General features: G+C 55.6%; 19 protein-coding genes. 15 read left to right on the top strand and 4 right to left on the bottom strand.

Translation table 11 applies throughout. From position 1 onward, the window contains the following. Positions 1 to 15: 15 nt before the first annotated feature. Both AABZ39_13990 and AABZ39_13985 read right to left on the bottom strand, forming a co-directional pair. Positions 16 to 1,905: a hypothetical protein gene (locus AABZ39_13990; protein ID MEK6795888.1), complete on the bottom strand. Its 1,890-nt coding sequence runs from the start codon at positions 1,903 to 1,905 to the stop codon at positions 16 to 18. An 8-nt stretch (positions 1,906 to 1,913) separates the two neighbouring features. Continuing rightward, a complete protein-coding gene (locus AABZ39_13985; GenBank protein MEK6795887.1) occupies positions 1,914 to 3,710 on the bottom strand; it encodes a hypothetical protein in 1,797 nt (598 codons plus the stop codon). A gap of 110 nt (positions 3,711 to 3,820) precedes the next feature. Between AABZ39_13985 and AABZ39_13980 the strand changes: the two genes are divergently transcribed. Then, positions 3,821 to 4,543 (top strand): AraC family transcriptional regulator, encoded by a 723-nt coding sequence (locus tag AABZ39_13980; GenBank protein ID MEK6795886.1) that lies wholly within the window; start codon positions 3,821 to 3,823, stop codon positions 4,541 to 4,543. A 245-nt stretch (positions 4,544 to 4,788) separates the two neighbouring features. Continuing rightward, on the top strand, positions 4,789 to 5,490 hold the full coding sequence (locus AABZ39_13975; GenBank protein MEK6795885.1) for a FecR domain-containing protein: 702 nt from the start codon (positions 4,789 to 4,791) through the stop codon (positions 5,488 to 5,490). A gap of 19 nt (positions 5,491 to 5,509) precedes the next feature. On the opposite strand, the gene AABZ39_13970 is transcribed toward AABZ39_13975, so the two are convergent. After that, entirely contained in the window at positions 5,510 to 6,277 is a 768-nt protein-coding gene (locus tag AABZ39_13970; protein MEK6795884.1) for an AraC family transcriptional regulator, read from the bottom strand. A gap of 121 nt (positions 6,278 to 6,398) precedes the next feature. On the opposite strand from AABZ39_13970, the gene AABZ39_13965 reads away from it, so the two are divergent. The 9 genes from AABZ39_13965 to glpK all read left to right on the top strand — a co-directional run bounded on the left by AABZ39_13965 (position 6,399) and on the right by glpK (position 16,253). Further along, a complete protein-coding gene (locus AABZ39_13965; GenBank protein MEK6795883.1) occupies positions 6,399 to 8,021 on the top strand; it encodes a right-handed parallel beta-helix repeat-containing protein in 1,623 nt (540 codons plus the stop codon). A gap of 22 nt (positions 8,022 to 8,043) precedes the next feature. After that, positions 8,044 to 9,777, top strand: coding sequence for an arylsulfatase (locus AABZ39_13960; protein MEK6795882.1), 1,734 nt, complete (start codon positions 8,044 to 8,046; stop codon positions 9,775 to 9,777). A gap of 53 nt (positions 9,778 to 9,830) precedes the next feature. Continuing rightward, on the top strand, positions 9,831 to 11,114 hold the full coding sequence (locus tag AABZ39_13955; GenBank protein MEK6795881.1) for a flagellar hook-length control protein FliK: 1,284 nt from the start codon (positions 9,831 to 9,833) through the stop codon (positions 11,112 to 11,114). A 12-nt stretch (positions 11,115 to 11,126) separates the two neighbouring features. Next, the gene (locus tag AABZ39_13950; protein MEK6795880.1) at positions 11,127 to 11,582 is read left to right on the top strand and encodes a flagellar hook capping FlgD N-terminal domain-containing protein; all 456 of its coding nucleotides are present in this window, start codon (positions 11,127 to 11,129) and stop codon (positions 11,580 to 11,582) included. 27 nt (positions 11,583 to 11,609) lie between these two features. Beyond that, on the top strand, positions 11,610 to 12,953 hold the full coding sequence (gene flgE / locus AABZ39_13945; protein ID MEK6795879.1) for a flagellar hook protein FlgE: 1,344 nt from the start codon (positions 11,610 to 11,612) through the stop codon (positions 12,951 to 12,953). A 196-nt stretch (positions 12,954 to 13,149) separates the two neighbouring features. Continuing rightward, a complete protein-coding gene (locus AABZ39_13940; GenBank protein ID MEK6795878.1) occupies positions 13,150 to 13,368 on the top strand; it encodes a flagellar FlbD family protein in 219 nt (72 codons plus the stop codon). Between the two features lie 2 nt (positions 13,369 to 13,370). Then, positions 13,371 to 14,111, top strand: a complete 741-nt coding sequence (locus AABZ39_13935; protein ID MEK6795877.1) for an alpha/beta fold hydrolase — start codon at positions 13,371 to 13,373, stop codon at positions 14,109 to 14,111. Positions 14,112 to 14,265: 154 nt separating this feature from the next. Then, positions 14,266 to 14,748, top strand: coding sequence for an endonuclease domain-containing protein (locus tag AABZ39_13930; protein MEK6795876.1), 483 nt, complete (start codon positions 14,266 to 14,268; stop codon positions 14,746 to 14,748). Continuing rightward, positions 14,745 to 16,253: a glycerol kinase GlpK gene (gene glpK / locus AABZ39_13925; GenBank protein ID MEK6795875.1), complete on the top strand. Its 1,509-nt coding sequence runs from the start codon at positions 14,745 to 14,747 to the stop codon at positions 16,251 to 16,253. The genes AABZ39_13930 and glpK overlap by 4 nt, the downstream gene beginning before the upstream one ends. 3 nt (positions 16,254 to 16,256) lie before the next feature. Here glpK and AABZ39_13920 read toward each other — a convergent pair whose 3' ends face one another. Further along, entirely contained in the window at positions 16,257 to 19,109 is a 2,853-nt protein-coding gene (locus AABZ39_13920; protein ID MEK6795874.1) for a DNA translocase FtsK 4TM domain-containing protein, read from the bottom strand. Positions 19,110 to 19,438: 329 nt separating this feature from the next. Here AABZ39_13920 and AABZ39_13915 point away from each other — a divergent pair, with 329 nt between their 5' ends. From AABZ39_13915 to AABZ39_13900, 4 genes are all read left to right on the top strand, one after another. Further along, on the top strand, positions 19,439 to 21,937 hold the full coding sequence (locus tag AABZ39_13915) for a ribonucleoside triphosphate reductase (protein ID MEK6795873.1): 2,499 nt from the start codon (positions 19,439 to 19,441) through the stop codon (positions 21,935 to 21,937). Between the two features lie 44 nt (positions 21,938 to 21,981). Further along, positions 21,982 to 23,055, top strand: a complete 1,074-nt coding sequence (locus AABZ39_13910; GenBank protein ID MEK6795872.1) for a putative peptidoglycan glycosyltransferase FtsW — start codon at positions 21,982 to 21,984, stop codon at positions 23,053 to 23,055. Beyond that, positions 23,052 to 24,119, top strand: a complete 1,068-nt coding sequence (locus tag AABZ39_13905) for a UDP-N-acetylglucosamine--N-acetylmuramyl-(pentapeptide) pyrophosphoryl-undecaprenol N-acetylglucosamine transferase (protein ID MEK6795871.1) — start codon at positions 23,052 to 23,054, stop codon at positions 24,117 to 24,119. Before AABZ39_13910 ends, AABZ39_13905 begins: the two co-directional genes overlap by 4 nt. A gap of 12 nt (positions 24,120 to 24,131) precedes the next feature. Continuing rightward, positions 24,132 to 25,207 (top strand): YgiQ family radical SAM protein (locus AABZ39_13900; GenBank protein ID MEK6795870.1); only part of this gene is annotated, 1,076 nt, incomplete at its 3' end.

The following is a 25,207-nucleotide window of genomic DNA, read 5'->3' as shown; positions in this document are numbered from 1 at the left end:
GCTTAAGCCTAGCGGCTATTGTTTGAACGAAAGCATGACAAATCCCGTCCCGGGTATCGACACCGAGAACACGCCGTTCTCAGCGCGCACAGTGCCAAGCTGCTTCCATACCGGTGCAGTATCATCATCCCCCGTACCCGTCCACGCGAAGGCAGCTGCTTCGTTCCTGCCGTTGTCGATGGTCAGCAGATAGCGCACCGGTACACCGACGGTATTCGCAAGAAATATATTGACAGTACCATTGTTCTTTTTCGTTGCGAACACCGGCATATCGGGTATCTCGGTTTCCGTGCGGAGCATGCGCTCACCGCCATGTTCGTTCCATACCGAAAGCACCTGTCCCATCGGCAAGAGCCCCCCGTTTGGATGGAAAGCGTTCTTCCCGCTCATCGAATCATTGTCGGCGGCGCGATCGGTCCAGAAATGCATATAGGTCACGCGCGGCAGAAGGCGGTTCACACCCATACGCACGAAGTTGCGTGTGGACTCCGCGAGATCATTGCGTATCGGCGAGCCGGGATTGTATGAGCTCGTCTCGGTAAGACAGATGGTCCAGCGCGCTTTCACCGCTTCAGGAATGGACGCGCGGGCTATCGCGTCATTGACGCGGTCCATCGCATACGTACCCCGCGGGCTGTAGGCATGGGCGATGAAAAAATCGATATGCTCATGCGCTTCCGGTAAGATACGGTCAAGCCACTCCTTGTTCTCGCGGAACCCGGCATTCACGCCGACCTTGGCCGTGCGGTCGCCGCGTTTTATCGCCGGTGCGATGAGCTTCAATGCTTCGATATATCCCTCCGCCGTCCACGGGACAAGTTTCTTTTCCTTGTAGTCATTGAGGTCGGTCTCATTGCCTATCTCGAACCACATCGATACACCGCGCGACTTCGCATACCGTGCCTGTCCTTCAGCCGCATGGATGATAGCGTTCGTAACATCAGGGAGCATGTAGTCCCATTCGCCGGCTATCGCATTGAGCGCGTCGATACCGATTATATAGAAGAATTCCTTCACGCCTGCGGCAATGCCGGTATCGATGAATTCATCGAATTCCATCGGCCGGTCGAGCGTGCCGTCGGGGCGGAAATACTGATGCATGTACACACGCTTGGGGTGATAGGCGCTCGCGCGCATTGCTGGTTTATCATAGGGCGGCACCGACCAGATGAGAAAATCTCCGATATTGCCCTCCATGCCGCGTACGGTCCTTCCGCCGAGCAATGCGAGCGTCTTTGCCTGGCTTATCGTGCGTTCAGGATAAAATCGGTCGGAGGTATTGAACACATTCTCTGACACACCGATGGGCCGCTCGGGTATACCGGACTTTACGATATCGTTCACCGCTACCCGCGCGGTGAGCGAGAGCGTTTCCCCGGCAAGGTCCGTGACTGCAACATCATCAAGACGGCTGGTCCCGGCGATGCCGGTGAACATGGCGCCGGTGGCTCCAGCGAACCATTCGAAACGAAGGCGCGTGTTGGTGCCTGAATTAAAAAGGAGACGAAGCTCCTGCCATTCTCCCGATGGTTTGAGCACGTTGGTGGCGATCGGTTTCCAGTTCATGCCGGAGACTGAGATGAGCGGCTTAAGATGAACATCGCTCTTCATCCAGGCGCGCATTTCATAGGCGGTGTTCGGTGTCACCTCTATCACCTGATTCAGATGGAAATTATGGCTTCCCTCGCCTGTCTTCACGTATTTCACGCAATTCCCGGAACGACCGTCGGCATCGATGGCGAACGATCCGGCAGCATCCTTGATGACATATGCCGCCCACACGCCCGGTGTATTCCCTTCGCTCTCCGAACGAATATCCCCCGCGTTAAACGTGCCGTCGCGTACGATATTCTCCGCCGCGAACGCGGATGAAATGCAGCAGGCGATAATGATAATGACGCGCATATGATCTCCTACTTCGCTATCTCGATATCACTGAGCGCGAGCGAATTCCCGCCGTCGCAAATGACGGCGATGCCCACGGCGTATTTCCCGCTCGCCTTCTCGGACGGTGTGCATTTCATCTCAATGACCTTTTCCGTACCGGCGGGAAGTGTTACGTCAGCATCGGCTGCGTTCGGTCCGTCATTGGCTATGCCGAGCGCATCGATGAATCCCACCGGCCAAAGCTTCACCGCGAGTGCAGCGGACGATGTATTCTTCACTGTCAGCCTCACCGAGCATGGCGACCCCTTCGCGAAGATGCCCGTTCCTTCGACACGCACGGCTATCGGTCCTCCGGACTTCTTGAGCCTGCCGGAAATATCCCCCATTTCATAATAGATCGGCATGGGCCGGAGCGATCCATTCGCTTCGATGCGGCTTAAGCCGAACATATTCCCCTTTTCCTGCGCGGTATACCAGGCGATGAATTTCGACCGCTTCGCCAGCCCTTCGAGCGCAATGCGTCCTTCGCGCGCTTTCTCCTCCTCGCTCGTTACCAGTCCGGGACCTGTTTTCCACCCGAATTGGAACCCCACTTCGGTTATCCACGTCTCCTTCGGGGCACCGAGCGCTATCGAAGTGTACTGCGCATTATTGTTCCTCATGAGCACACCGGCACCGGTGTTTGCATACGGGTGGGTGCACATGCCGTCGAAATATTTCGCCCAGCCGTCGTTAAAAAGCCGCGGCATCCATTCGCCGGACACGAATGCCCCGAGGAATATGCGGCAATCGGGGTCGGCGCGTTTGGCCGCGATATACGCATGTCTCACGTACTCGCGGTATTCCTCATACGTGCCCATGAAACCTTCGCTCGGAAGATCGGGCTCATTGATGATCTCCCACGCTTTCACGCGCCCCTTGCCGGCACGCACCGCGCTTTCGACAAAACGCTCCCAGTCATTCCAGTCCTTCGGCGCCCAATATGACCGCGCCACCTTGTATGCGCCAAGGCTCTTCCGCATGTTCTCAGGTATGTCTCGTTCAGGGACCTTGCCGCTCGCCCATGACGGCGTACCGCCGAGACAGACGATGGAAAGCGATATCCCGTAGTGATCGAAAAGGGCGACGCGATCGTTGTAATCAGTAAGGTCTATCTTCCCGCGCTCGGCTTCCACATTGTTCCATGTGATCCCTGCGCGCGTGTCGAGAACGCCTGCACAGGCGAGGAGCTTCAATGCCGTATCGCGTGACCGCGGATCGAATGCGTCCGACCCGTAGGTGCGGTCGATGGCGGTTGCCGCCCAGCGCGTCCGCCCCTTCGGCGCTATCTGCGCGAGGGCATCCGCCGGCGGGATGAATTGTTCGAGGACGATGTCTTTCACGATTATCTCGCCGCCGCTCACGTTCGGAAGCGATAACCCTATCTCGAACGCCTTTATCGCGCGGTTGAGCGTGAACAGTATCTTATATGATCGTTCCTCTTTCGCCGGTTTTCCGACATTCTGATACATGACGGTCTTTCCCGAGGCATCGCGCCCCATAACATAAAGCACCGGCGAGGCATCGGTCATCGTCGAGACGGTAGTAAGCGATACGGTATATGCCTCGCTTTCCACTTCCGGCGTGTAATTGAACTGCTTTGCGGCGAATCCGCGGACGCCCGCCGATGCCCGGACAGCGATGCCGTCGCGCGCTTCAATATCGATGGTGCCGTTCGTCTTCCACGTGACCACCCAGTCGACCGCGCCCTGATATCGATAGGATACGGCAGCAGCAAGCGGCAGCGCCAGGAATACCAGAAAACAATGCTTTATTGATCCCATCATTCGCTCCTTACCGGAAGTATCATCAGTATATACAGAAGCGCATGCCTCTGCAATGAAGAGAATTATGGAAATGATGAAAAAAGATACAAATGCGGTATGCTGTCGCCATGAAACGCATCATCGCCGTCAATCGCACCCATGCACCGGGGCGTGAGAACCCCCTGCATGCCCATGATGTATGGGAAATAGTGCTCTATACCGGCGGTTCGGGGAGCATACTGCTTTCCGATGGTGACCGCGAACTTGCGCCGGGCACGATATGCTGTTTCCCGCCCGATGCCGCCCATGGTGAGCGATCGAAGCGCGGGTACGACAGCATGTGGATAATGTTCGACGGCTTTGCCGTTGCCGGGGATACGGCAATGATCATCGTTGATCCGCCGCATGGGCCGTGCCGCTCTTTGGCTGAGCTTCTCTATCATGAGTACCGGCTGAACGAAAAGAACCCGGTGTGTATGGATGTGCTTTCGCTCTTCATCGGCTACATCATGCGGCTCGCATCGCATTCGGCCGAGGACGCGCGTGTGGAAGCGATAAAACATATGCTGATAGCGAATATCGGGAATGCGGATTTTCGGCTTAATCGCTCCCTCGGTATGCTCGGCAGCCCTGCAACGCTCCATGCGCTTTTTAAGAAAGCCGTCGGCGTTTCGCCGCTGCAGCACCTCATCGATCTGCGTATACGCGACAGCAAGCCGCTCTTATCGATACGCGGGCTTACGCTTCGCGCGGTATCGCGACAGGTTGGCTTTCGCGACCCGTATCATTTCTCGCGCGCATTCAAGCAGAAGACGGGTATGCCGCCTGCGAAATATCGGGCACAACACTGAGCCTCATATTTTCACGTAAAAATATAATGCAACCACAAAGACACAAAGGGCGCAAAGAAAAATCGTGAAAACAACATCAACCATTGGATGAATAATCAACTTCGTTCCCACGGGTCGATCTTTCGGCTTTCTTCGTGCCTTTGCTCCTTAGTGGTTTTTCTTACGTGCCGATTTTTGTGCGTGGGCACGCTTGAATTGCACATGGACTATGGTAGAATACAGACAGTACTGGCAAGGAGTCACGCATGAAAAAATCATTGACAGCCGCCGCCGCTGCGGCATTACTTTCACTATCCTGCGGGGGTGCCGCGTTGATCTCGGGGAAGGCGACCTTTGTCGCCGGTGACGCTTCGATCATGCGTGCGGGGAAGGTAACGCCGCTCACGCTCGGTTCTGCCGTTCATGAGCGTGATTCGGTCATTACCGGCACGAACGGTGTTGCCGTCATCGCATTCGCCGATGTGATCACCGTTGAGATACAGCACAATGCATCGTTCGATGTGCGTTCGATACGCAATGCGAAAAAGAATTTCTATCTTTCCAGGGGAAATGTCTGGGCCATGGTGAAGAAACTGGCCGTGGACAATGAGCTTTCGATCGAAACCCCGAATTCGATCGCATCCGTGCGCGGGACAAAATTCTATACCTTCGATGTCGGCGCCATTCACGGCACCTGCCATTGCGAGGGCGTCATCGATTACCGCTCGGGGAATTTTTCCGGCACCAATGATTCGGATTATCTTGTCTTCACGAAGGACGGCGTGTCCATCGTTGTAAATCCGTCGGAACTCGCATTCGTCGGCATGACCGGCCATGATCATTCCATTCTTCCCGACAGCCCCGTGGGCTACTGTCCGCCGAAGGGTACAACGCTTAACATGAAAAAGATGACCGAGTATCTGGAAGCGCGTCTTGCAGAGGCGAAAAAGACAGGCAAGCCCCGCTAGGCTCTTGGCCGCATACCGATCATTCGCGTGAACAGCACCGCCGGTAATCACCCGGGGACGTCCGCATTATCGATTGGAACGTCCGGGAGAAATGGACATCGCTCGAAAATCCAACTGCGCGGGCTATTTCGTTCGTTTTCTTCGATGTATGCCACAACAGATCGCACGCGATTTCGATGCGCCGCCGGATGATGTATTGCTTCGGCGGCATGCCGAAATGCCTGGCGAATAAATTCGAGAAATAATTCGTTTCAAGCGGGATAAGCGAGGCAAGTGTCGCCATGTCGACCGGTTCGGCAATATGCGATTCGATATGTGAAAGTACCGAAGTGAACCGCGACCCTTCATTCGATCGCACATCGCTGAAGAACGGTGCGATGAGCGATAGCAGCGCACCTTCGCCGGCAAGCCGCGCGGCAAGCATCGTATTCCCGCCGGAAGCGATGATCACGGAAAATCGTTCGGCGGTCGTTCGCGGATCGGCCACGGGCATAGACAGGCGCGAATGGTTCAAAAGCAGGGAATTCATATCGGGGGATGAAAATGAGAAATGTACATACGCATGCGTCATCGTGTGACGGCAATGAGCGCTGAACATGCGGAACGCGGGGAGAAAATATAGATTCCCCGGAGTGAGCGGCACTGTTTTACCGACATGCATCCGTATCGACGCTGCGCCGGCGGTGACATAGTAAAGACGAATATGCGGATACGGAAAAAAGCTTTTCGTCCAGCGAGCATCGACTGTCGCCGTTCCCGCTTCATCGATAGCGACAGCCCCGATCATGGGATATCCGTGATAATGTTAAGAATATCGATGGTCCCATCATTGCCGATAATCATCATCCATTATACTATTACTGAAGGATAATAGTCAAGGAATATCGGATCTTGCATGGAGCGCTGAAATGACTTATATGCGTATCGTACGTTTCATCCCATCCGCCCTGTGCGCCTTCTGCCTCATTGCACATCTTGATGCACGCGGTGCCGACGGATCGATATTTGAACGGCATGCGTATAAGGATATATATGTTGCGCTGTCGACCGGGAACGATGCCGGCACGGGCGGCGCACAGAGCCCGTTCGCCTCGATACAAAGGGGAATTGATGAATTGTATCGGATCAACGCCGCGGGGTATCCGTCGCGGTTGGTCATACGCCCCGGTGTGTATCGTGCCTCCGTGTATATGACGAATACGCCGGCGAGGAACGATCTGCCGATTATTATCGAAGCCATCGGTGCAGTGATGATAAGCGGTGCAGATATATGGAACAATGGCTGGCAACGGGAGAACGGCGTGTACCGGAAACCATGGCCGTATGCCTGGAGTGTTTTGGGGAAGCCCTCGGGGTGGGAGACGGTAAAGATGAAGGATATAGTCAGGCGTTCCGAGATGGTCATCGTCAATGGGAGACCATTGCTGCAGGCGAGCGCCATGCCCGCGCGTGACGACACATTCTTCATCGACGACACAGCAGGGATGATCTGCCTCAGAACGAAGGCTGATCCGAACGGCACGCACGATGTCATAGAAGTAGCTGTGCGCCCGTTGAACCGCGGGGATCGGCTTATGCTGTTCAAGAACATCAGCAATCTCCTCGTCAGGGGATTGACGGTGACGCATGCGCGCAACGCATCGTTCCCCGAGATGGCATGCGGATTCCTCGGCATGACGAATCTCGTTGTCGAGCGCTGCACGTTCGTCCAGAACAACTGGGGCGGGATGAATACCGGCGCCGATTCGTCGGCGGTCACGATACGCGGCTGCGGCTTCATCAGCAACGGTATTACCGGCGGGGCGATAAGCGGGGCATCGAACGTGCTTGTCGAGGGGTTATGTGCAGAATACAATAATTGGCGCGGCATACGCGGCGGCTTCTGGGGATGGGGGATCGCGGGGAATAAAAGTGTCCGCCTTCGCGATGCGCAATTCCGCAACTGCAGTTTTTCGAGCAATCAGACCTTCGGGCTCTGGTTCGACGTGTATTGTCATTCGATAATGGTCGAGAGCAGTCGCATACGCGGCAACCGTTTCAGTACCGAAACGATAGAGGATGGCGGTTACGGTCTTAATTTCGAACTGTCGATCGGGCTTGTCGTTTCTAATTGCATCATCGCGGACCAAAGCACGGGGCTGCTGAGCGAGGGTGCATCAAATATGGTTTTTATCGATTCCGTCTTCAGCAATCACACCCATCAACATATGCTCTTTCCGATGAAAATGCGGGAACAGGGGAACACCGGTGAAGCATGGTGGCCGTCTGCCATGTCTACGTCTGGTCTTTCGCTGTTCAAGAACCGCATCGGTTACTCCCGTGCTCGAATTATCAATGTATTCGTGAAAGATGAGAAAGAGCACCGGAACGCCGGACACTTCATCGCCGACTATCATGGCGATGAGAACGAATTCTACGCGCCAAAGAACAGCGGCTTCACGTTCCTGGAGAACGGGAGATCGACCAATGCAGGATTATCCGATTGGCAGCGGACGAGCGGACAGGATAAACGGTCGATCAACAGAGAGTGATGCGCAGCGGCAGGGAGCATGGATGAGTAAACGACGGCCAAATATCATTTTCGTTCTCACCGATGACCAGGGTTACGGCGATCTCGGCTGTACCGGCGATCCAGTACTGAAAACCCCCGCTATCGATGCATTCGCCGCTGAGAGCATTCGGTTCACGAATTATCATGTGGGGCCGACATGCGCACCGACCAGAAGCGGCATCATGACCGGCCATTACGCGAACTCGACGGGCGTCTGGCATACGGTGGGCGGGCGGTCGCTCCTTCGCGGTAATGAAACGACGATAGCGGATATTTTCGCGGAGAACGGCTACCGCACGGGGCTCTTCGGTAAATGGCATCTCGGTGATAATTATCCCTACCGTCCCGAGGACCGCGGTTTCCATGAAGTGATAACGCACGGCGGCGGCGGTATTGCGAATACACCGGACTATTGGGGCAATGATTATTTCGACGATACGTACCGCGCGAACGGAGAGATGAAGAAATTCGATGGATACTGTACCGACGTATGGTTCTCGGAAGCGATGCAATTCATCGAGCGGAATAAAAAAGATCCGTTCCTGTGCTTCATCACGCCCAATGCGCCGCATACGCCGTACAATGTCGATCCGAAATACCGCGATATGTATCGCGGGAAAGTACCCACCGGCCGCGATTCGTTCTACGGCATGATAACCAATATCGATGAGAATTTCGCGCTGTTGCGGGAACATATCCGTGCGCTCGGCATTGAGGATGATACGATACTCGTGTTCACCACCGATAATGGTACGGGCTGTCATATTTCCGGCGGGAACAATGCAGGTCTTCGCGGGATGAAAGGGAGCGAGTACGACGGCGGACACCGCGTGCCGTTCTTCATACGCTGGCCCAGCGGCGGCTTCACGCAAGCGCGCGATATAGATACGCTTACGGCGAATATCGATATTCTGCCGACGTTCATGGATCTTGCCGGCATCGATACGGCGAAATATGATCGTTTGAATTTTCACGGCGAGAGCGTGAAGCCGCTTCTTACCGGAGAAAAGACGGGCTCACGGGAGCGCGTCATCGTTACCGATTCGCAAAGGCTCACACAGCCGGTAAAATGGAAGCAGTCATCGGTTATGACCGATCGCTGGCGGCTTATCAACGGCCGCGAGCTCTACGCCATGGAGAGCGACCGCGCACAGGCATATGATATCGCCGAAAAGTATCCCGATGTCGTTGCACGGCTCCGCAGCGAGTATGAGCGATGGTGGGACATCGTATCGAAGCAATTCGACGAAGAGATACCGATACCCATCGGCACGGACGGGAGCGAGGTATGCCTTACCTGTCACGATATACGCGCGGAAACCGGACATATCGCCTATAATCAGGGATTGGTGCGCCAGGGAAAAGGGGGCACCGGTCACTTTGAGATAATGGTCGAACGTTCGGGGACCTACCGCATTGAGCTCAGGCGCTGGCCGAAAGAGCTCGGCAATGGAGTGACCGACACCGCGATGAACGCCGATTACTGTATCGATGCGGTGCCCGAGAACGAGCGATATCAGTACGAGGGCGGTACCGCGCTGCCGTTCGTCTATGCATCGCTCACTATCGGCAGCAGAACGCATACTATGGAAGTAAAACAAAATTCACCCAGCGCGGTATTCGATGCGGCTTTGCAGGAAGGGTCGACACATCTGGATGCACGGTTCATAGCATCAGAATCGCTTGTGCGGGGGGCGTATTATGTGTATGTCAGTTGGAAAAAAAGCATCAAGTAAAACCCCGGAATCCCGAAATTGAGTATGAGGGTAGTCTCCACTTCGGAGGCAACATGTACGCATTCGCGCCAGTAAAACGCGATCAGTCGCCGTTCGACGCATTCTTCGCATCGTCGCAGCCGCAGCAGAAACCGGAAAGGAACGCCGATTTCAGCGCTGCCCTGAGTAAAAGCCAGGAAACGGCCAATACTTCGGGTGAACTCAATGCTCGTACCGATGCATCGAAAAGATCGGAACGCGAGACGGTGGAGCGGAGATCCCGCGAAAAAGATACAAAAGACGCCAAAGAGGCTCGGGAATCGAAAGAGGCAGAGAAGGCCGAAAAGCCCGAGGCACGTGCGAGCACCGCCACGGATAAGGCCGAAGCCGCGAAAGCACGCATTGACATCGCTATTACACAAAAAACACTGAAAAAAGAGCCGCAAAAGACCGTTCATGCAGAACGCGGCGTTTCCCGCGGAGAGATCGCAAAGAAAGCCTCACAGGAAAAAAAGAGCGCCGAGCACACGCATTCGTTCGCGGAAAGTGCGGCGGTGATGAATGCTTTGCAGCAGAACACGGTAAAAGTGCAGAAAAAACCCGTCATGGAAGCAAAGGAAGCGAAAGTGTCCCGCGCGACCGAGGGGAAAACCGTGCAATCGCCAGGACAATATACGGCACCCCAGAATGCACAGAAGGCGGACGCGAAGGCGAAACATGAAGTGCATGATGTGAAAGAGGCGAAGGCATCCGTCGGCGAAACGAAGAATACCCGCGAGCGCATTGAAAAAGCAAAGACAAAGAATGAAACTGCGGAAGCGCCGCGCACGGAGAACGATAAGCCGACCGAGCTTACGGTCACAAAGCAGAAGGACATGACGACGCCGGCGACCACGCCTGTTACGGATGCAAAGGTGAATGCGCAGGTGAAGGCCGAAGCGCTTCAGCCATTGGCGAAATTCCAGGATATTCTTCCGCAGCTCGTCGATCGCGCGCAGGTGATGATGTCGGAGGGTAAAAGCGAGATAACGATGACGCTCAAGCCCGAGGCGCTCGGCGATGTGAAGATGAAATTCTCCCTTGAGGGTGATACGCTCGTCGGCGATATCACCGTCGACAGCGCGGCAGTGAAGGATATCTTCGACCGCAACATCGATTCGGTGATACAGTCGTTAAGCGACATGAACATCACCGTGTCGCAGTTCAGCGTAACGCTCAAGAACGATGCCGAGGCGGATTATGCCGCGTATGAACGCGAGTTCGCCAAAAAATCGTTATCGATAGGAACGGATGTGCCGATGAATGATACGGAGACGGTGTATGCGCTCTACGGGCGCACGCTCGATCTTATCATCTAAAGGACGGTCATCATGCAGCTGAACACACAGATGTCGTTTGAACAGACGAAATCGCTTCAGAAAGAAATGGGCGCGGTGAATCTCGCCAACAAGTACAAACGCGATCCTGCCAAAGAAGGCATGGGCCGCGACGAGTTCCTGAAACTGCTCACCGTGCAGATGTCGCATCAGGACCCGCTCTCGCCGATGGAGAACAAAGAGTTCATCGCGCAGATGGCGCAGTTCTCATCGCTCGAGCAGATGACGCATATGAACAAGTCCCTTGAGTCGATGAAGGCTTCCTATACACAGAACAATGCCTACGGCATGCTCGGCCGCACGGTTGATTTCATCAGCGAATCGGGCACGCCGATGAAGGGCGAGGTCACATCGCTCCTCATCGATGAGGATTCGGTCAAGCTCAATGTGAAGGTCGGGGCGATGACGACGACGGCGAAGGTCGAAGACGTTCTCGCAGTTCATAAATAGATCAGGTCTCGATAGGAGGATACGCTTATGATGCGCTCACTGTATGCCGGAGTTTCGGGTCTTCAGAACCATCAGACACGCATGGACGTGCTCAGCAATAACGTGGCGAACGTGAACACCTACGGCTTCAAGAAAGGCCGGGTGACGTTCCAGGACATGCTCTCGCAGACGCTCACCGGTGCGGCGCGGCCGCGCGAGGATAAGGGCGGTGTGAACCCGCAGCAGGTGGGTCTCGGCATGATGGTCGCCGCTATCGATACCATTCATTCGCAGGGCGCCATGCAGGTGACCGGTGTCAACACCGACCTTGCGCTCATGGGCGAGGGCATGTTCATATTGAAGCGCGGCGAACGCTCGTTCTACACGCGTAACGGCGCGTTCTCCATCGATAAAGAGGGAACGCTCCTCAACCCCGCCAATGGATATAAAGTGCAGGGCTGGCAGTCCGCCAACGGCGCCGATGGGCGTCCGGTAGTGGAAACGGCCGCAACACCGACGGATATACGCATTCCGGTCGGCGATAAGGACCCGGCGCGCGCGACGGCGAACGTGTTCTATCACTGTAACCTGAGAAAGACCGACGAGACGCATCAGACCGATATCGAAGCGTATGATAATACCGGCACCCCGCGCCAATTACGCGCAACGATGAAGCGTACCGGGATCAATCAATGGCAGATGACCGTCGATGTGCCCAAGGCCACCGCTGGTTCGGTGAAGGCCGATGTCGCCGGGAATAATGGTCCGGGACAGAACAATATCATCAATCTTACGTTCAATGACAACGGATCGCTCGTTGCGGTGGCGGACAATCAGGTGGCCGCCGGACAGACGGCCGATACGCTCAATAACGGTGCGCTTTCCGCGAATGTTTCGTTCTCGTACGCGGGAACCAACGGCGAAGTGACGCAGTCGATAAAGCTACATCTCGGCACGAGCGGCCTCTTTGACGGCGTTACCCAGTTCGAATCGGCCTCGACAACGAAGGCGATAGAACAGGACGGCTACACGATGGGTGAGCTTGAGGGCTTTAACATCGATGACAACGGCCAGGTGACCGGCGTGTACACCAACGGCAACAGAAAGCTCCTCGCGCAGGTCGCCATCGCGAAGTTCGCGAACGTCGGCGGTCTTGAGAAGGCGGGTGAATCGCTTTTCGTCGAGTCGAACAACTCGGGGCGCGCGAATATCGGCGAGGCAGGGCTTTCCGGCCGCGGCAAGATCAAAGCGGGCACGCTCGAGATGTCCAACGTCGACCTCTCCGAGCAGTTCGTCGATATGATCGTGACCCAGCGCGGCTTCCAGGCGAACTCGCGCGGCATAACGACGAGCGATCAGATGCTGCAGGAAATACTCACGCTCAAGCGCTAGTAGCGCTCATCTAAGGTTCGAAGTACTATAACATAAGCAACGCCTCCGCCCCAACGGGCGGGGGCGTTGCTGTTTTTTGACATGCAGGATATAGTAAAAATCGATGTGTGTATGCTAATTTGATGTCGCAAAATGCGATATCAAGTGAAGAAGCCGATCGGGTTCCGGAAAGATCAAGGAAAAGGAGTTCTATGCCATGATAAAGATCACACGGCTTGACAAGAGCGAGATATACATCAATCCCCATGATATCGAATTCATGGAATCGACGCCGGACACCATCATCACGATGCTCTCCGGGAAAAAGGTGATCGCGCGTGAGGCCGCCGATGAGATCATCGCGCGCATCATCGCCTATCGGGCGCGCATTGTCGCGGAGTCGGGCAATCCTACAAGTGCGGGGACGGAGCACTAGCCATGGAGTTAATGAAGGGTTGGGAGCCGTTCTCATATACGAAAAAGTCCGACGTCGGCGTGCTCGTGCTGCAGGGATACACCGGCTCAACGAGCAGCGTGCGTCCGCTCGGGGACTATCTCGGGAAATTCTACAATGTAGAGGGACCGCGTCTCTCCGGGCACGGCACGCGCTGGCAGGACTTGAACCGTGTGCACTGGGAGGACTGGGTCGCCGATGCCGAGACAGCGCTTGCGCTCCTCAAACGACGCGCAAAGAGGATATTCATCGCGGGGCTTTCCATGGGCGGAACGATCTCGCTCTATCTCGCTGAACGGCACAGGGAGATCAATGGTATCGTTCTTGTCAATCATCTCCTTATTCTGAAGAATCCGCTGCTCCCCATTCTGCCGATACTAAAGCTCATCGTACCGGCGGTGAAAGCGATAGCGAGCGATATGATGGATCCGACGCAGAAAGAGATAGGGTACGATCACACACCGCTTAAGGGCCTTGCGGAAACGATGAAAATGGCATCGATCGTCAAACGCGGTCTTGCGGACATTCGAAAACCGATACTTATCTTCAAATCGAAGGATGATCATGTCGTTCCTGTCGACGGCGCGCCGTATACGTACGAGCGTGTGTCGTCACGTGACAAGGAGCTTGTGTGGCTCACGAACTCGCGCCATGTGGCAACGATGGATTATGATAAGACCATCATTATGGAGAGAACGAGGGGATTTATTGAGAGGGTGGGGTAGAGACACTCACCCATCCCCCGCCGCGAAATACGCGGCACCCCCTTCCCTCTCTCACAGGGATCGGTGCAAATCGGCCTCCGTGCCTCGCACCGACTGCAACATCAGTGTTGCACGAGTGAGAGAGGGAAGGGGGAAGAAAAGATAGGGGCATTGTATGATGCTACGAGAATCCACAGTAATAGCACGGCGATTACGTGTTGGACAGACTTCCGCTGAACGGGAATTGTGGAAACATCTGCGTGGCAGAAAACTCGGCGGAATGAAGTTCACTCGTCAACATACGATTCGGTATATTGATGACGGAAAGGCGTATTTCTTTATTGCCGATTTTTATTGCGCTCAATGTAAGTTATGCGTTGAGATAGACGGTTCGATCCATAACGGCCAGGAAGAGTATGACAGGATGCGGAGCTCGCTGAAGCGTAATTTCGGGATTTGCACCATTCACTTTTCGAATGAGGAAGTAATGAATAATATTGATGAAGTATTAAAAAAAATCAGCGCTCTTGCTTCTTCTCCCCTTCCCCTCTCTCACTTCCCTGTGAGAGACGCGTGCGGCACGGATGCCGCTGTTGGCGCGAGGCAGGATGCCGATTTGCGCCAAGGGAAGGGGCCGGGGGATGGGGTGAGTGTATGAATCACATTCTCTCCATCGACCAAGGCACCACAAGCACACGCGCCATCATTTTCAATGACTCGGGCGCAATTGTTGCATCAGCGCAAAAGGAGCATCGACAGATATACCCCAAGCCCGGCTGGGTAGAGCATGATCCGCTCGAGGTGCTCGCGAACACTGATACGGTCATACGCGAAGCGATGGGCAAGGCGAACATAACCAGTAAGGTTATTGCCGCCGTCGGCATCACCAATCAGCGTGAGACGACGGTGATATGGGACAAACGCACCGGCAAGCCGTTCTGCAATGCGATAGTCTGGCAGGATATGCGTACCGATACGATATGCGCATCGCTGGAAAAGAGTGTCGGCGGAGCGACGATACGTACGCATACCGGGCTTCCCATCGCCACCTATTTTTCGGGACCGAAGATAGCATGGGTGCTGAAGAACATTCCCGGCGTCAAGGAAGCGGCGAAGAAAGGCGACGCGCTGTTCGGCACCATGGACTCATGGCTTATCTGGAATCTCACCGGCGGCGTGAACGGCGGGGCGCATGTTACCGATGTGACAAATGCAAGCCGTATGATGCTCATGAACCTGCGAACACTTGCCTGGGATGATGAGCTCCTCCGCGCGATGCATGTTCCGCGGTCCATGCTCCCAGCGATACGTCCGTCAGTCGATAAAAATTTTTACGGTATGACAATGGCCGACGGCCCGTTCGGCGCATCCATCCCGATAGCGGGCGATCTCGGCGATCAGCAGGCGGCGCTTTTCGGGCAGGCGTGTTTCGTGAAAGGCATGTCGAAGAACACCTACGGCACCGGCTGTTTCTTCCTTATGAACACGGGAACGACGCCGGTGTTCTCGAAGCATGGCCTTATCACGACAGCCGCATACAAGATAGGGAATTCACCCGCCGTCTATGCGCTTGAAGGATCGGTAGCCGTTGCCGGGGCCCTCGTGCAATGGATGCGCGATAATCTCGGTTTGATAGAGAGGTCCGAGGATATTCAAGCCCTCGCGCGAACGGTCGCCGATAATGGCGATGTGTATTTCGTTCCGGCATTCTCGGGTTTGTTCGCCCCGTACTGGAAGATGAACGCTCGAGGCATCATCGCCGGGCTCACGCGCTTTGCCACGAAGGGCCATATCGCTCGCGCCGTCATCGAGGCCACCGCGTATCAGACGCGCGAACTGTACGATGCGATGGTCAAGGATGCAAAAGCGAAGATACCCCTGCTCAAGGTGGACGGCGGCATGGTCCGCGATGAACTCCTCATGCAGTTCCAGGCCGATATGCTCGGTGTCCCGGTGATACGCCCGAAAGTGACCGAGACCACTGCGCTCGGCGCCGCCTATGCCGCAGGGCTTGCCGTCGGTGTATGGAACGATACGGATACGCTCGCAAAACAATGGCGCGAGGATAAGCGATTTATCTCGTCGATGGAAACGAAAAAGCGTGATGCGCTTTATCGGTCATGGAAGAAGGCGGTGAAGCGGTCTTTTGATTGGGTGGAGTGAAAGCTACGCCGTCTTATCCGCCATCAGCACATCCCGCGGTTTGCTCCCGTTCTCAGGGCCGATGATCCCCTTCTGTTCCATCATCTCCACGATGCGCGCGGCGCGGTTATAGCCGATCTTCATCCGCCGCTGGAGGAATGACGCGCTTGCCTTCCGCGTTCGAAGCACGATGGATACCGCATCCTCCCAGAGCACGTCATCTATCGTCTCTTCCTCGGCAGCTGTTGCGGTATCGTCGCTTTCGAGCATGGCGATGACCTCGTCATCGTACATCGGGTCGAGCTGAGCGGATATTTCATCGACGACCTTTTTCACTTCCGTGTCGGATACGAAGGCGCCCTGCACGCGTTCGGGCATCTGCACCGACGGCGAGCAGAAGAGCGAATCACCCTTGCCGAGCAATTGCTCCGCACCGCCCATGTCGATGATGATGCGCGAGTTCATCTTATTGGGCACCTGGAACGCTATGCGCGTGGGGAGATTCGCCTTGATGACGCCGGTAACGACGTCCGCGGACGGCCGCTGGGTGGCGATGATAAGATGTATGCCCACCGCGCGCGACATCCCCGCAAGGCGCGAGATGAGGTCCTCCACTTCTTTCGAGGCGACTATCATGAGATTATGGAGCTCGTCGATGACGACGACGATGTACGGGAAGAATTCGAGCGCCTCGCCTTCGAAATCATGTTCCCCGTCCTCGACAAGATTCTTCACCTTTTCGTTATATGCCTTTACGCTGCGCACGTAGAATTTCTCCATCTTCTCGTAGCGCTTTTCCATAATCTCGACGATGTGGCGGAGCACCACGGTCGCTTTTTTCTCATCGGAAACGACCGGCGCCATGAGGTGGGGTATGCCGTTATAGATGGAAAGCTCGACGCGCTTTTTGTCGATGAAGATGAATTTCAGTTCGTCCGGGCGGAAGCGATAGAGCATGGAGAGTATGACCGTCGAGAGGCACACGCTCTTTCCGCTGCCGGTGGTGCCGGCGACAAGGAGATGCGGCGCGCTCGCGAGGTCGGCGACGATGTTATTGCCGTATATGCCTTTGCCGAGCACGAACGGTATGTCCGCTTTCGCCGAGCGGAAATCCTCGCTCTCAAGCACGTCGCGGAGCAATACCGCATGACGCACTTTGTTGGGTATTTCTATGCCGATGACCGAGCGCCCGGGTATGGGAGCGATTATCCGTACGCTTTCGCTCGCGAGCGCCAGGGCGATATTGTCGGTGAGATTGACCACGCTCGAAACGCGCGTGCCTGCTTCAAGCTCAAGTTCGTAGCGCGTAATGACCGGGCCGCGTGAAACGCCGACCACGCGTGCCGTCACGTCGAAATCGGCGAGCGTTTTTTCAAGCCGTACTGCGGTAGCCTTTATCGATTCCATGGAGTCATTGTCGTTGACGACTATGGAGCGTTTCAATATATCGAGCGACGGGCCTTTGTATTTGCGGTCGACAACGCGCGGGTCGTAATTCGTCTGTATGAGATCATGTGTCACTTCCGCCTCGTCGCTGCTCTTCTTCGCATTGCGTATACGGCGTTCGGGAAGCGTTTCTACGCGCGTGTTATCCAAGCCGATACGGTTGCGCACCTCGGCGATAAGCTCGTTCTCTTCTTCTCTCTCTGCATCTGCAGCGGGTGAATGTATCTCTATCGATCCCGTTCCATCCGTTTTTTCCTCTGCAGGTTCTTCGATCGATACGGATGTTCCCGCTTCCGGCACCTCGTCGGATATTTCATCGTTATCATCATCGGCTGATCCCGCAGAGTAGTCCGTATCCGCGGCCACATCCTTATGTTCAATGGCAACAGGCGGTGTATCCTGCATTCGTGCGGACGGCAGCTCATTGACAACGATATCGCTCGTTTTTTCTTCCGCTGCAGTTTCGGCCGGTATGCTCGGCGCTTGTACGGTTTCCCGCGGTTTCATGGCGCTCACGTCGATGATGCCGTCTAACTGCTCTTCGTATATGCCGACGTCGAACGGGGGTATCATATCCATGGCCGGGCGATGTACTTTCTGCGCCGCCGGGGCGATGTTCTTCCTTTTGTATACGACGGTCTGTACCTTTACTTTCTCGACGAGCGGGGCAAGGCGTTTGCCGAGCTCGCCTACCGACCGATGCCGTATGAAGGGCGGTGCGATGCGGACCTTCGGCATTGGCGAAAGCTTCTGCCTCGAAGCAGGACGGGGGGCGTCATCTTCATCCGCAGCGTCATCGAGCGCTTCCTCTGCCTTCTTCTCCGCTTCTTTACGCTTTGCCGATACCGCTGACTGGGGCGTGCCCTTCACCTTCGTGTAGATGCCGATGAGATAATCCTTTATCGAGAATTTGAAAAGGAAGACGATATCGCCCACGATGATGAAGCCGAAAAGCACGGAGGAGCCGACCATACCGAGATAGCTCGCGAGAAAGCGCGATATCTCCTGTCCTGCCATGCCGCCGCGAAAATACATCTCATTGGACGCAAGCGTGCGGTCGAATATCGCTGCAGTAACGAGGGCCGCCACGATGACGCCGACGACGATGCCGAGCGTACCCTTGAGCGAACCGTGAAAGGTCTGATGTATCCCTGCCCAGAACGCTATCGCTACCGCAAAGAACGCGGCGATGCCGAGCATGAAGTACAGTGTGCTCGCTATGGAGATGCCTACTTCACCGGCGAGATTACGGGGTATTTTATTGGGTGCAGCCGAGAAAAGCGGCGAATCGGCGGTGGAAAAGCTTATGAGCGAGAGGAAGAGTATGCCCGCCGCCAGAATGAAGGCGAGCCCGAGCAGTTCCTGCCATATCTTATGGCTCGCTATCTCTTTGACCTGGGCAAACAGTTTTCGCGTACGATTTTTCGCCATGGTTCGCTTGTTTCCTTCAGGGACGAAATGATGCTACACTATGAAATATCGGCATTTTCCGGACTTTTCCTGACGAAAAAAACATCGGGGGACGTGGTGCCGTTCCCGTTGTTCGTCCAATATGTCGTATAAAACGCATGCCCGCCGACCCATGTCCGCGGCATCGGCTCTTTTTTCTCGGAACACAGGATTGACAGGAATATTTCTATTGGATACAATCACTGGTACCGGTAAGAGTTAACATAATTTCCCGTACGACGGCATTATGTTACTTCGGGGGTCTCGTTCGTCTCGCGCCATGTCTGCAATTCTGTGGAGGAAATCACATGATCGTCCAGATTAGAAAGCGCAATGGCCATATTGTTCCCTTCAGCAAGCAAAAAATAGCCGAGGCGATATTCAAAGCCGCGAAGGCCTGCGGGGGAAGCGACTATCGCATGGCGGAAACGCTTGCGGAAAAGGTCATCTCCCTCATGACGCAGAAATTCCATCAGAACTCCATACCGGCCGTCGAGGAAGTGCAGGACATCGTCGAGAAAACGCTTATCGAAGAGGGTCATGCGAAGGTAGCGAAGGCTTTCATCCTGTACCGCGAACAGCATAAGCGGCTTCGGGATGCGGAGAATCTCCTTCTCGATATATCCAAGACCATGGACGGCTATCTCAAGCAGTCAGACTGGCGCGTGAACGAGAATGCCAATGTCAATTATTCCATCGGCGGGCTTATCCTCCATAATTCCGGCGCGGTGACGGCCAATTACTGGCTCGATAATATCTATACCCCCGATATTGCGGCGGCGCATAAAAGCGGTGATTTCCACCTGCATGATCTGTGTATGTTCTCGGGCTATTGCGCCGGCTGGTCGCTCATGCAGCTCATACGCGAAGGGCTCGGCGGCGTCCCCGGCAAGATCTCAAGCAAACCGGCGAAGCATCTTTTCACGCTCGTGCAGCAGATGGTGAACTTCCTCGGCGTCATGCAGAATGAGTGGGCCGGTGCGCAGGCGTTCTCAAGCTTCGATACCTATCTCGCCCCGTTCGTCAAGGCGGACTCGCTTTCCTATGAATCGGTCAAGCAGGCGATACAGTCATTCGTGTTCGGCGTGAACATCCCCTCGCGATGGGGGTCGCAGTCGCCCTTTACGAACATCACGCTCGACTGGGTATGCCCCGAGGATATGAAACCGCGCAAAGCCGTCGTCGGCGGAAAAGAGGCCGAGTACACCTACGGCGACTGTCAGCATGAGATGGACATGATAAACCGCGCTTTCCTCGAAACAATGATGGAAGGCGATGCCAACGGCCGCGGATTCGCGTACCCGATACCGACATATAATATCACCCGCGATTTCGATTGGGAGAATGAAAACGCTTACCTTCTGTTCGAGATGACCGGTAAATACGGCACCCCGTATTTCCAGAATTTCGTCAATTCCGATCTCAATCCATCCGACGTTCGCTCCATGTGCTGCCGGCTCCAGCTCGACAAGCGCGAGCTTAAGCATCGCGGCGGCGGTCTTTTCGGCGCGGATGAGCTTACCGGCTCGATAGGCGTCGTTACCATCAATCTGCCGCGCATCGGATATCTCAGCAAGGATGAAACTGAATTCTTCGGACGGCTCGGCAATCTCATGGACATGGCGCGCGATTCGCTTGAGACGAAGCGCACCGTCGTTTCACGGCTCATGGAAGAGGGATTATTCCCGTACACGCGGAAATATCTCAAATCGTTCGCCAATCATTTTGCGACGATAGGCCTTAACGGCATGAACGAATGCGCGCTCAATTTCTTCGGCAAGGACCTTACGAGCGAAGTTGCCCGCGCGTTCACCGTGAAAGTGCTTTCATTCATGCGCGACCGTCTCGTGCGCTATCAGGAAGAAACGGGCAATCTCTACAATCTCGAGGCGACACCGGGCGAGGGCACATCGTATCGCCTTGCGAAGGTCGACAGCGATAAATATCCGGACATCGTCACTGCCGGCACGAAAGGAACACCGTACTACACGAATTCGACACAGCTCCCGGTCGGCTACACCGCCGATATCTTCAAAGCGCTCGATATGCAGAGCGATATACAGGCGCAGTACACCGGCGGCACCGTGTTCCACGGCTTCATCGGCGAGGCGATAGACCGCGATGTATGCAAAGCCCTCGTCAAGAAGATAGCGTACAATTATCATCTGCCGTATTACACGATAACGCCGACGTTCAGCATCTGCGAGGACCACGGCTATCTTGCCGGTGAACAGTTCGCATGCACCGAATGCGGCAAAGAGACCGAGGTGTACTCACGCATCGTCGGCTATTATCGCCCGATAAAGAACTGGAACACCGGCAAACGCGCCGAATATATGGAACGTCAGGAATATGCGGATTTCGGATCGCTTGAGGTCGACCGCCCCGTAGCGCCGGCATTCTCGCATGACGCGGTCTTGAGCGGTCTTTCATCGGAGAACGCGGTGCCGCTTTCCGCAATACGCGACGAGGTGCCGTCCGTAGCGTCCGATACCATCGTCGCTGTCGCTCCGTCAACAACAGCTGTGTCGACGGTATCGGTATCCGGCGCGACCGCAACCGCGGTAAAAGCAGCGCGGTATACGCTTCTCTATTCGCAGCATTGCCCCAAATGTCCGTCGATGAAAGCATACATGCTCTCGCTCCCGATACAGGGCGAAATGCTCAATGCGCTCACTGATGCGCGCGCGCAGTCGCTCGTCGAGGAGCATCAGATACGTTCGGTGCCGACGGTGCTCATCTATGACGAGAAGGGGGCGCTCGTTTCCATTGCGCATGATGTGGAATCGGTGAGGAAGGCGGTCGAGTAGGCTCCTTGCATTTGCCGTGATCCACGCTATTATGTGAACCTACCATGAAACGCCCCGACATCAGCATCATCCTCATCGTCCTCATTCTCATGATACTCGGCATCAATGTCCTCTACAATGCGCTGTCGATATACCGCGCGAACAGCGGCGCGTTCTTCACCGGCTATCTCGCCATTATCGCGCTTGCATTCGCCGTGGGGATATTCTTCACATTTTTTGACCTTGACCGCATCGAAACGATATCCTTTCAGATAATACTCATCGGGATATTCGCCCTTCTTATCGTGCTTGTGCCGTTCATAGGGAAGAAAGTGGGCGGATCGCGGCGCTGGATACATCTTATATTCTTCAACGTGCAGCCGTCGGAATTCGTGAAGTTAGGTCTTATCATCTATCTCTCGAGCATACTCGCGCGCAAAGGCGATAAGGTCACGGCGTTCGCAAAGGGTTTTCTCCCGCCGTTCATCGTATCATTAGCGGCGGTGTTCCTCGTCATGCTCGAGCCGGATGTGGGGACATCGCTTCTGATCATGGCTACCGCATTCGCGATATTCTTCTACGCTGATGTCCCGGTGACGTATCTGATATCGACCGTTCTCTTTTCCGTACCGCTCTTCTACATCATTGTTTCCGGGAAGGCGTATATCTGGTACCGCATCGTCGGCTTCCTCAATCCTTGGGACCATAAAAGCGGCGAGGGGTATCATCTTGTGCAATCGTTCAAATCGTTCGCGTTAGGCGGGTTCTTCGGTTCGAGCTTCGAGGGATTGCTCGAGCGTTCCGTCACCTTGCCCGCGGCTACCACGGACTTCGTGTTCGCGGTAGCGGCACAGACGATGGGTTTTGTCGGCTGCACGGCGATAGTGCTTCTCTTCCTCGCGTTCCTCGCGCGCGGCATGCGCATCGTGCGGCGCGTAGGCGACCCCTTCCGCCAGTACTGCGCGTTCGGCATCGTATTCTCGATAACCTTTCAGGCGCTGGTGAACATCGCCGTTGTCGTCGGCGTGTTTCCCACGACGGGGTTCACGCTCCCCTTCGTGAGCTACGGCAATAATTCGCTTATCGTCACCATGGCCATGGTGGGCATACTGCTCAATATTTCACGGGAGGCCGCATGAGGATATTCATCGCCGGGGGCGGTACGGGCGGCCATCTGACGCCGGCGATCGCCCTTGCCGCGGAGTTCTCGCGTCGCGGTATCGAACCGACGCTTATCGTCGGCGCTCGCGATGTCGACATGCTGCCGAAGGGACTTGCTCATCATACGCTTATCGTGCGCGCGCGGTACGGCTTCATCGGCAAGGTGCGTCATGTTCTGGAACTAATCATCTCGTTCTTCCAAAGCGTTTCGTATATCGTGTACGCTCGCCCGAGCGCCGTCATCGGCGTCGGCGGGTATCTCTCCGTGCCGCCGATAATCGCGGGCGTGCTCTTCCGTGTGCCGATATTCATCTGCGAACAGAATTCGATACCCGGCAAGGCGAACCGCTTTCTCGCACTTTTCGCCAGAGGGGTCTATCACTCGTTCAATAAGTCGATGGAATATGTCGCGAAGGGCATCGTCACCGGGAACCCCGTGCGCGCGGACTTCTACCATATGACGAAACGCCGCGCACGAAAGGCGCTCGCCATCCCTGTGAACGCGCGTGTGCTCCTCGTTACCGGCGGCTCGCAGGGTGCGAAACGGCTCAATGAGATATTCCTCGATGCGTATCCCCTCCTGTCGAGGCGGGATACACGCGTGCGCGTTCTCTGGGTGACCGGGCGGGGCAACTATGATGTGATCGCGAATGAAGTGTCGCGCCGGAAATTATCGGGGATAACCCTCTTCGCATTCCATGCACAGATGCATATGCTCGTCCATGCCGCTGACTGTGCTCTTTCGCGTTCCGGCTCATCGACGGTGAGCGAATTCATGGTGGCATCTCTCCCCGCCGTCTTCGTGCCGTTCCCGCATGCTACCGACGATCATCAGTACTATAATGCAAAGGAAATGGCGGATCTCAGCCATGCGGATATACTCCGTGAGGAAACGCTCACTGCCGAGGACCTTGCATCGGCGCTTTCGCATCGTATGCGTATGCCCCGGCGTGCCAGCGCGGAGCATGATGAGCCCGCGACAAGAACTATCGTCAACGATATCGTGAGAGCATTGTCATTGCCAGTGCGTCGAACGCGATAGTGCGTGCAGCGGATGGATATTCTTCCAACAACACTTGAGGAGGCGCATGCGCGCGGCTGGGATGCGCTTGATGTAGTGCTCGTTACCGGCGATGATTACATCGATCACCCCTCGTTCGGCATGGCCATCATCGGACGGTTCCTGGAGTCGCTTCATCTGCGTGTCGGCATCATACCGCGCCCGCGCATAGATGTCGCCGATGATTTCCGCGCCCTCGGGCGGCCCAGACTTTTTTTCGGCGTAACGGCGGGCAATCTCGATTCCATGGTGTCGCTCTACACCGCAGCGCGGAAGGTCCGTTCTGATGACCCCTATGCGTCAGGCGGCAAAGCCCTCGGGCGGCCTTATCTCCCGACGCTTGCCTACACGAACAAGCTCAGATCGATATTCCCCGGTGTCGCTGTGGTCCTCGGCGGTATTGAAGCGAGCCTGCGCCGCGTTGCGCACTACGATCATTATCATGGCAAGATACGTCCGCCGCAATTGCTCGCGGCAAAAGCGGATATCCTGGTGTACGGCAATGCGGAGCGCCCTCTCGGCGAGATCGTTTCAGAGCTGCGTGCGGGAAAGCCGCTTGCATCGATACGCGATGTGCGGGGGACGGCGGTGCCGGTGAATGCGAGCGAACGTGCATCCATCGGTGATGCGCTCGTGCTCCCGTCGTACGAGGAAGTCGCGAAGGATACGGATGCATTCCTCACAATGACCCGTCTTGTTGCGGAGAACGGTCATTCTTCGGCCAAACCGTTGTATCAGGAGGCTGCCGGCCGCGGCGTCCTTATCAATCCGCCTGCGATACCGCTCACAACGGAAGAACTCGACGCCGTGTATGATCTCCCGTTCACGCGAAAGCCGCATCCGCGATACACCGCGCCGATACCCGCGCTCGCTGTCGTCGAACATTCCATCACCGCGCATCGCGGCTGTTACGGCGGCTGTGCGTTCTGTTCGCTTTCGCTCCATCAGGGAAAGACGATACAGATGAGGAGCCTCGATTCGATACGGCGCGAAGTGCGGACGCTGTTCGAGAACGATCACCGCCGAAAGGTCGTCATCACCGATATCGGCGGACCAACGGCGAACATGTA

The sequence above is a fragment of the Spirochaetota bacterium genome (assembly GCA_038043445.1).
Taxonomy (GTDB): Bacteria; Spirochaetota; Brachyspiria; order Brachyspirales; family JACRPF01; genus JBBTBY01.
This window is presented reverse-complemented; position numbering and strand designations above follow the sequence as displayed.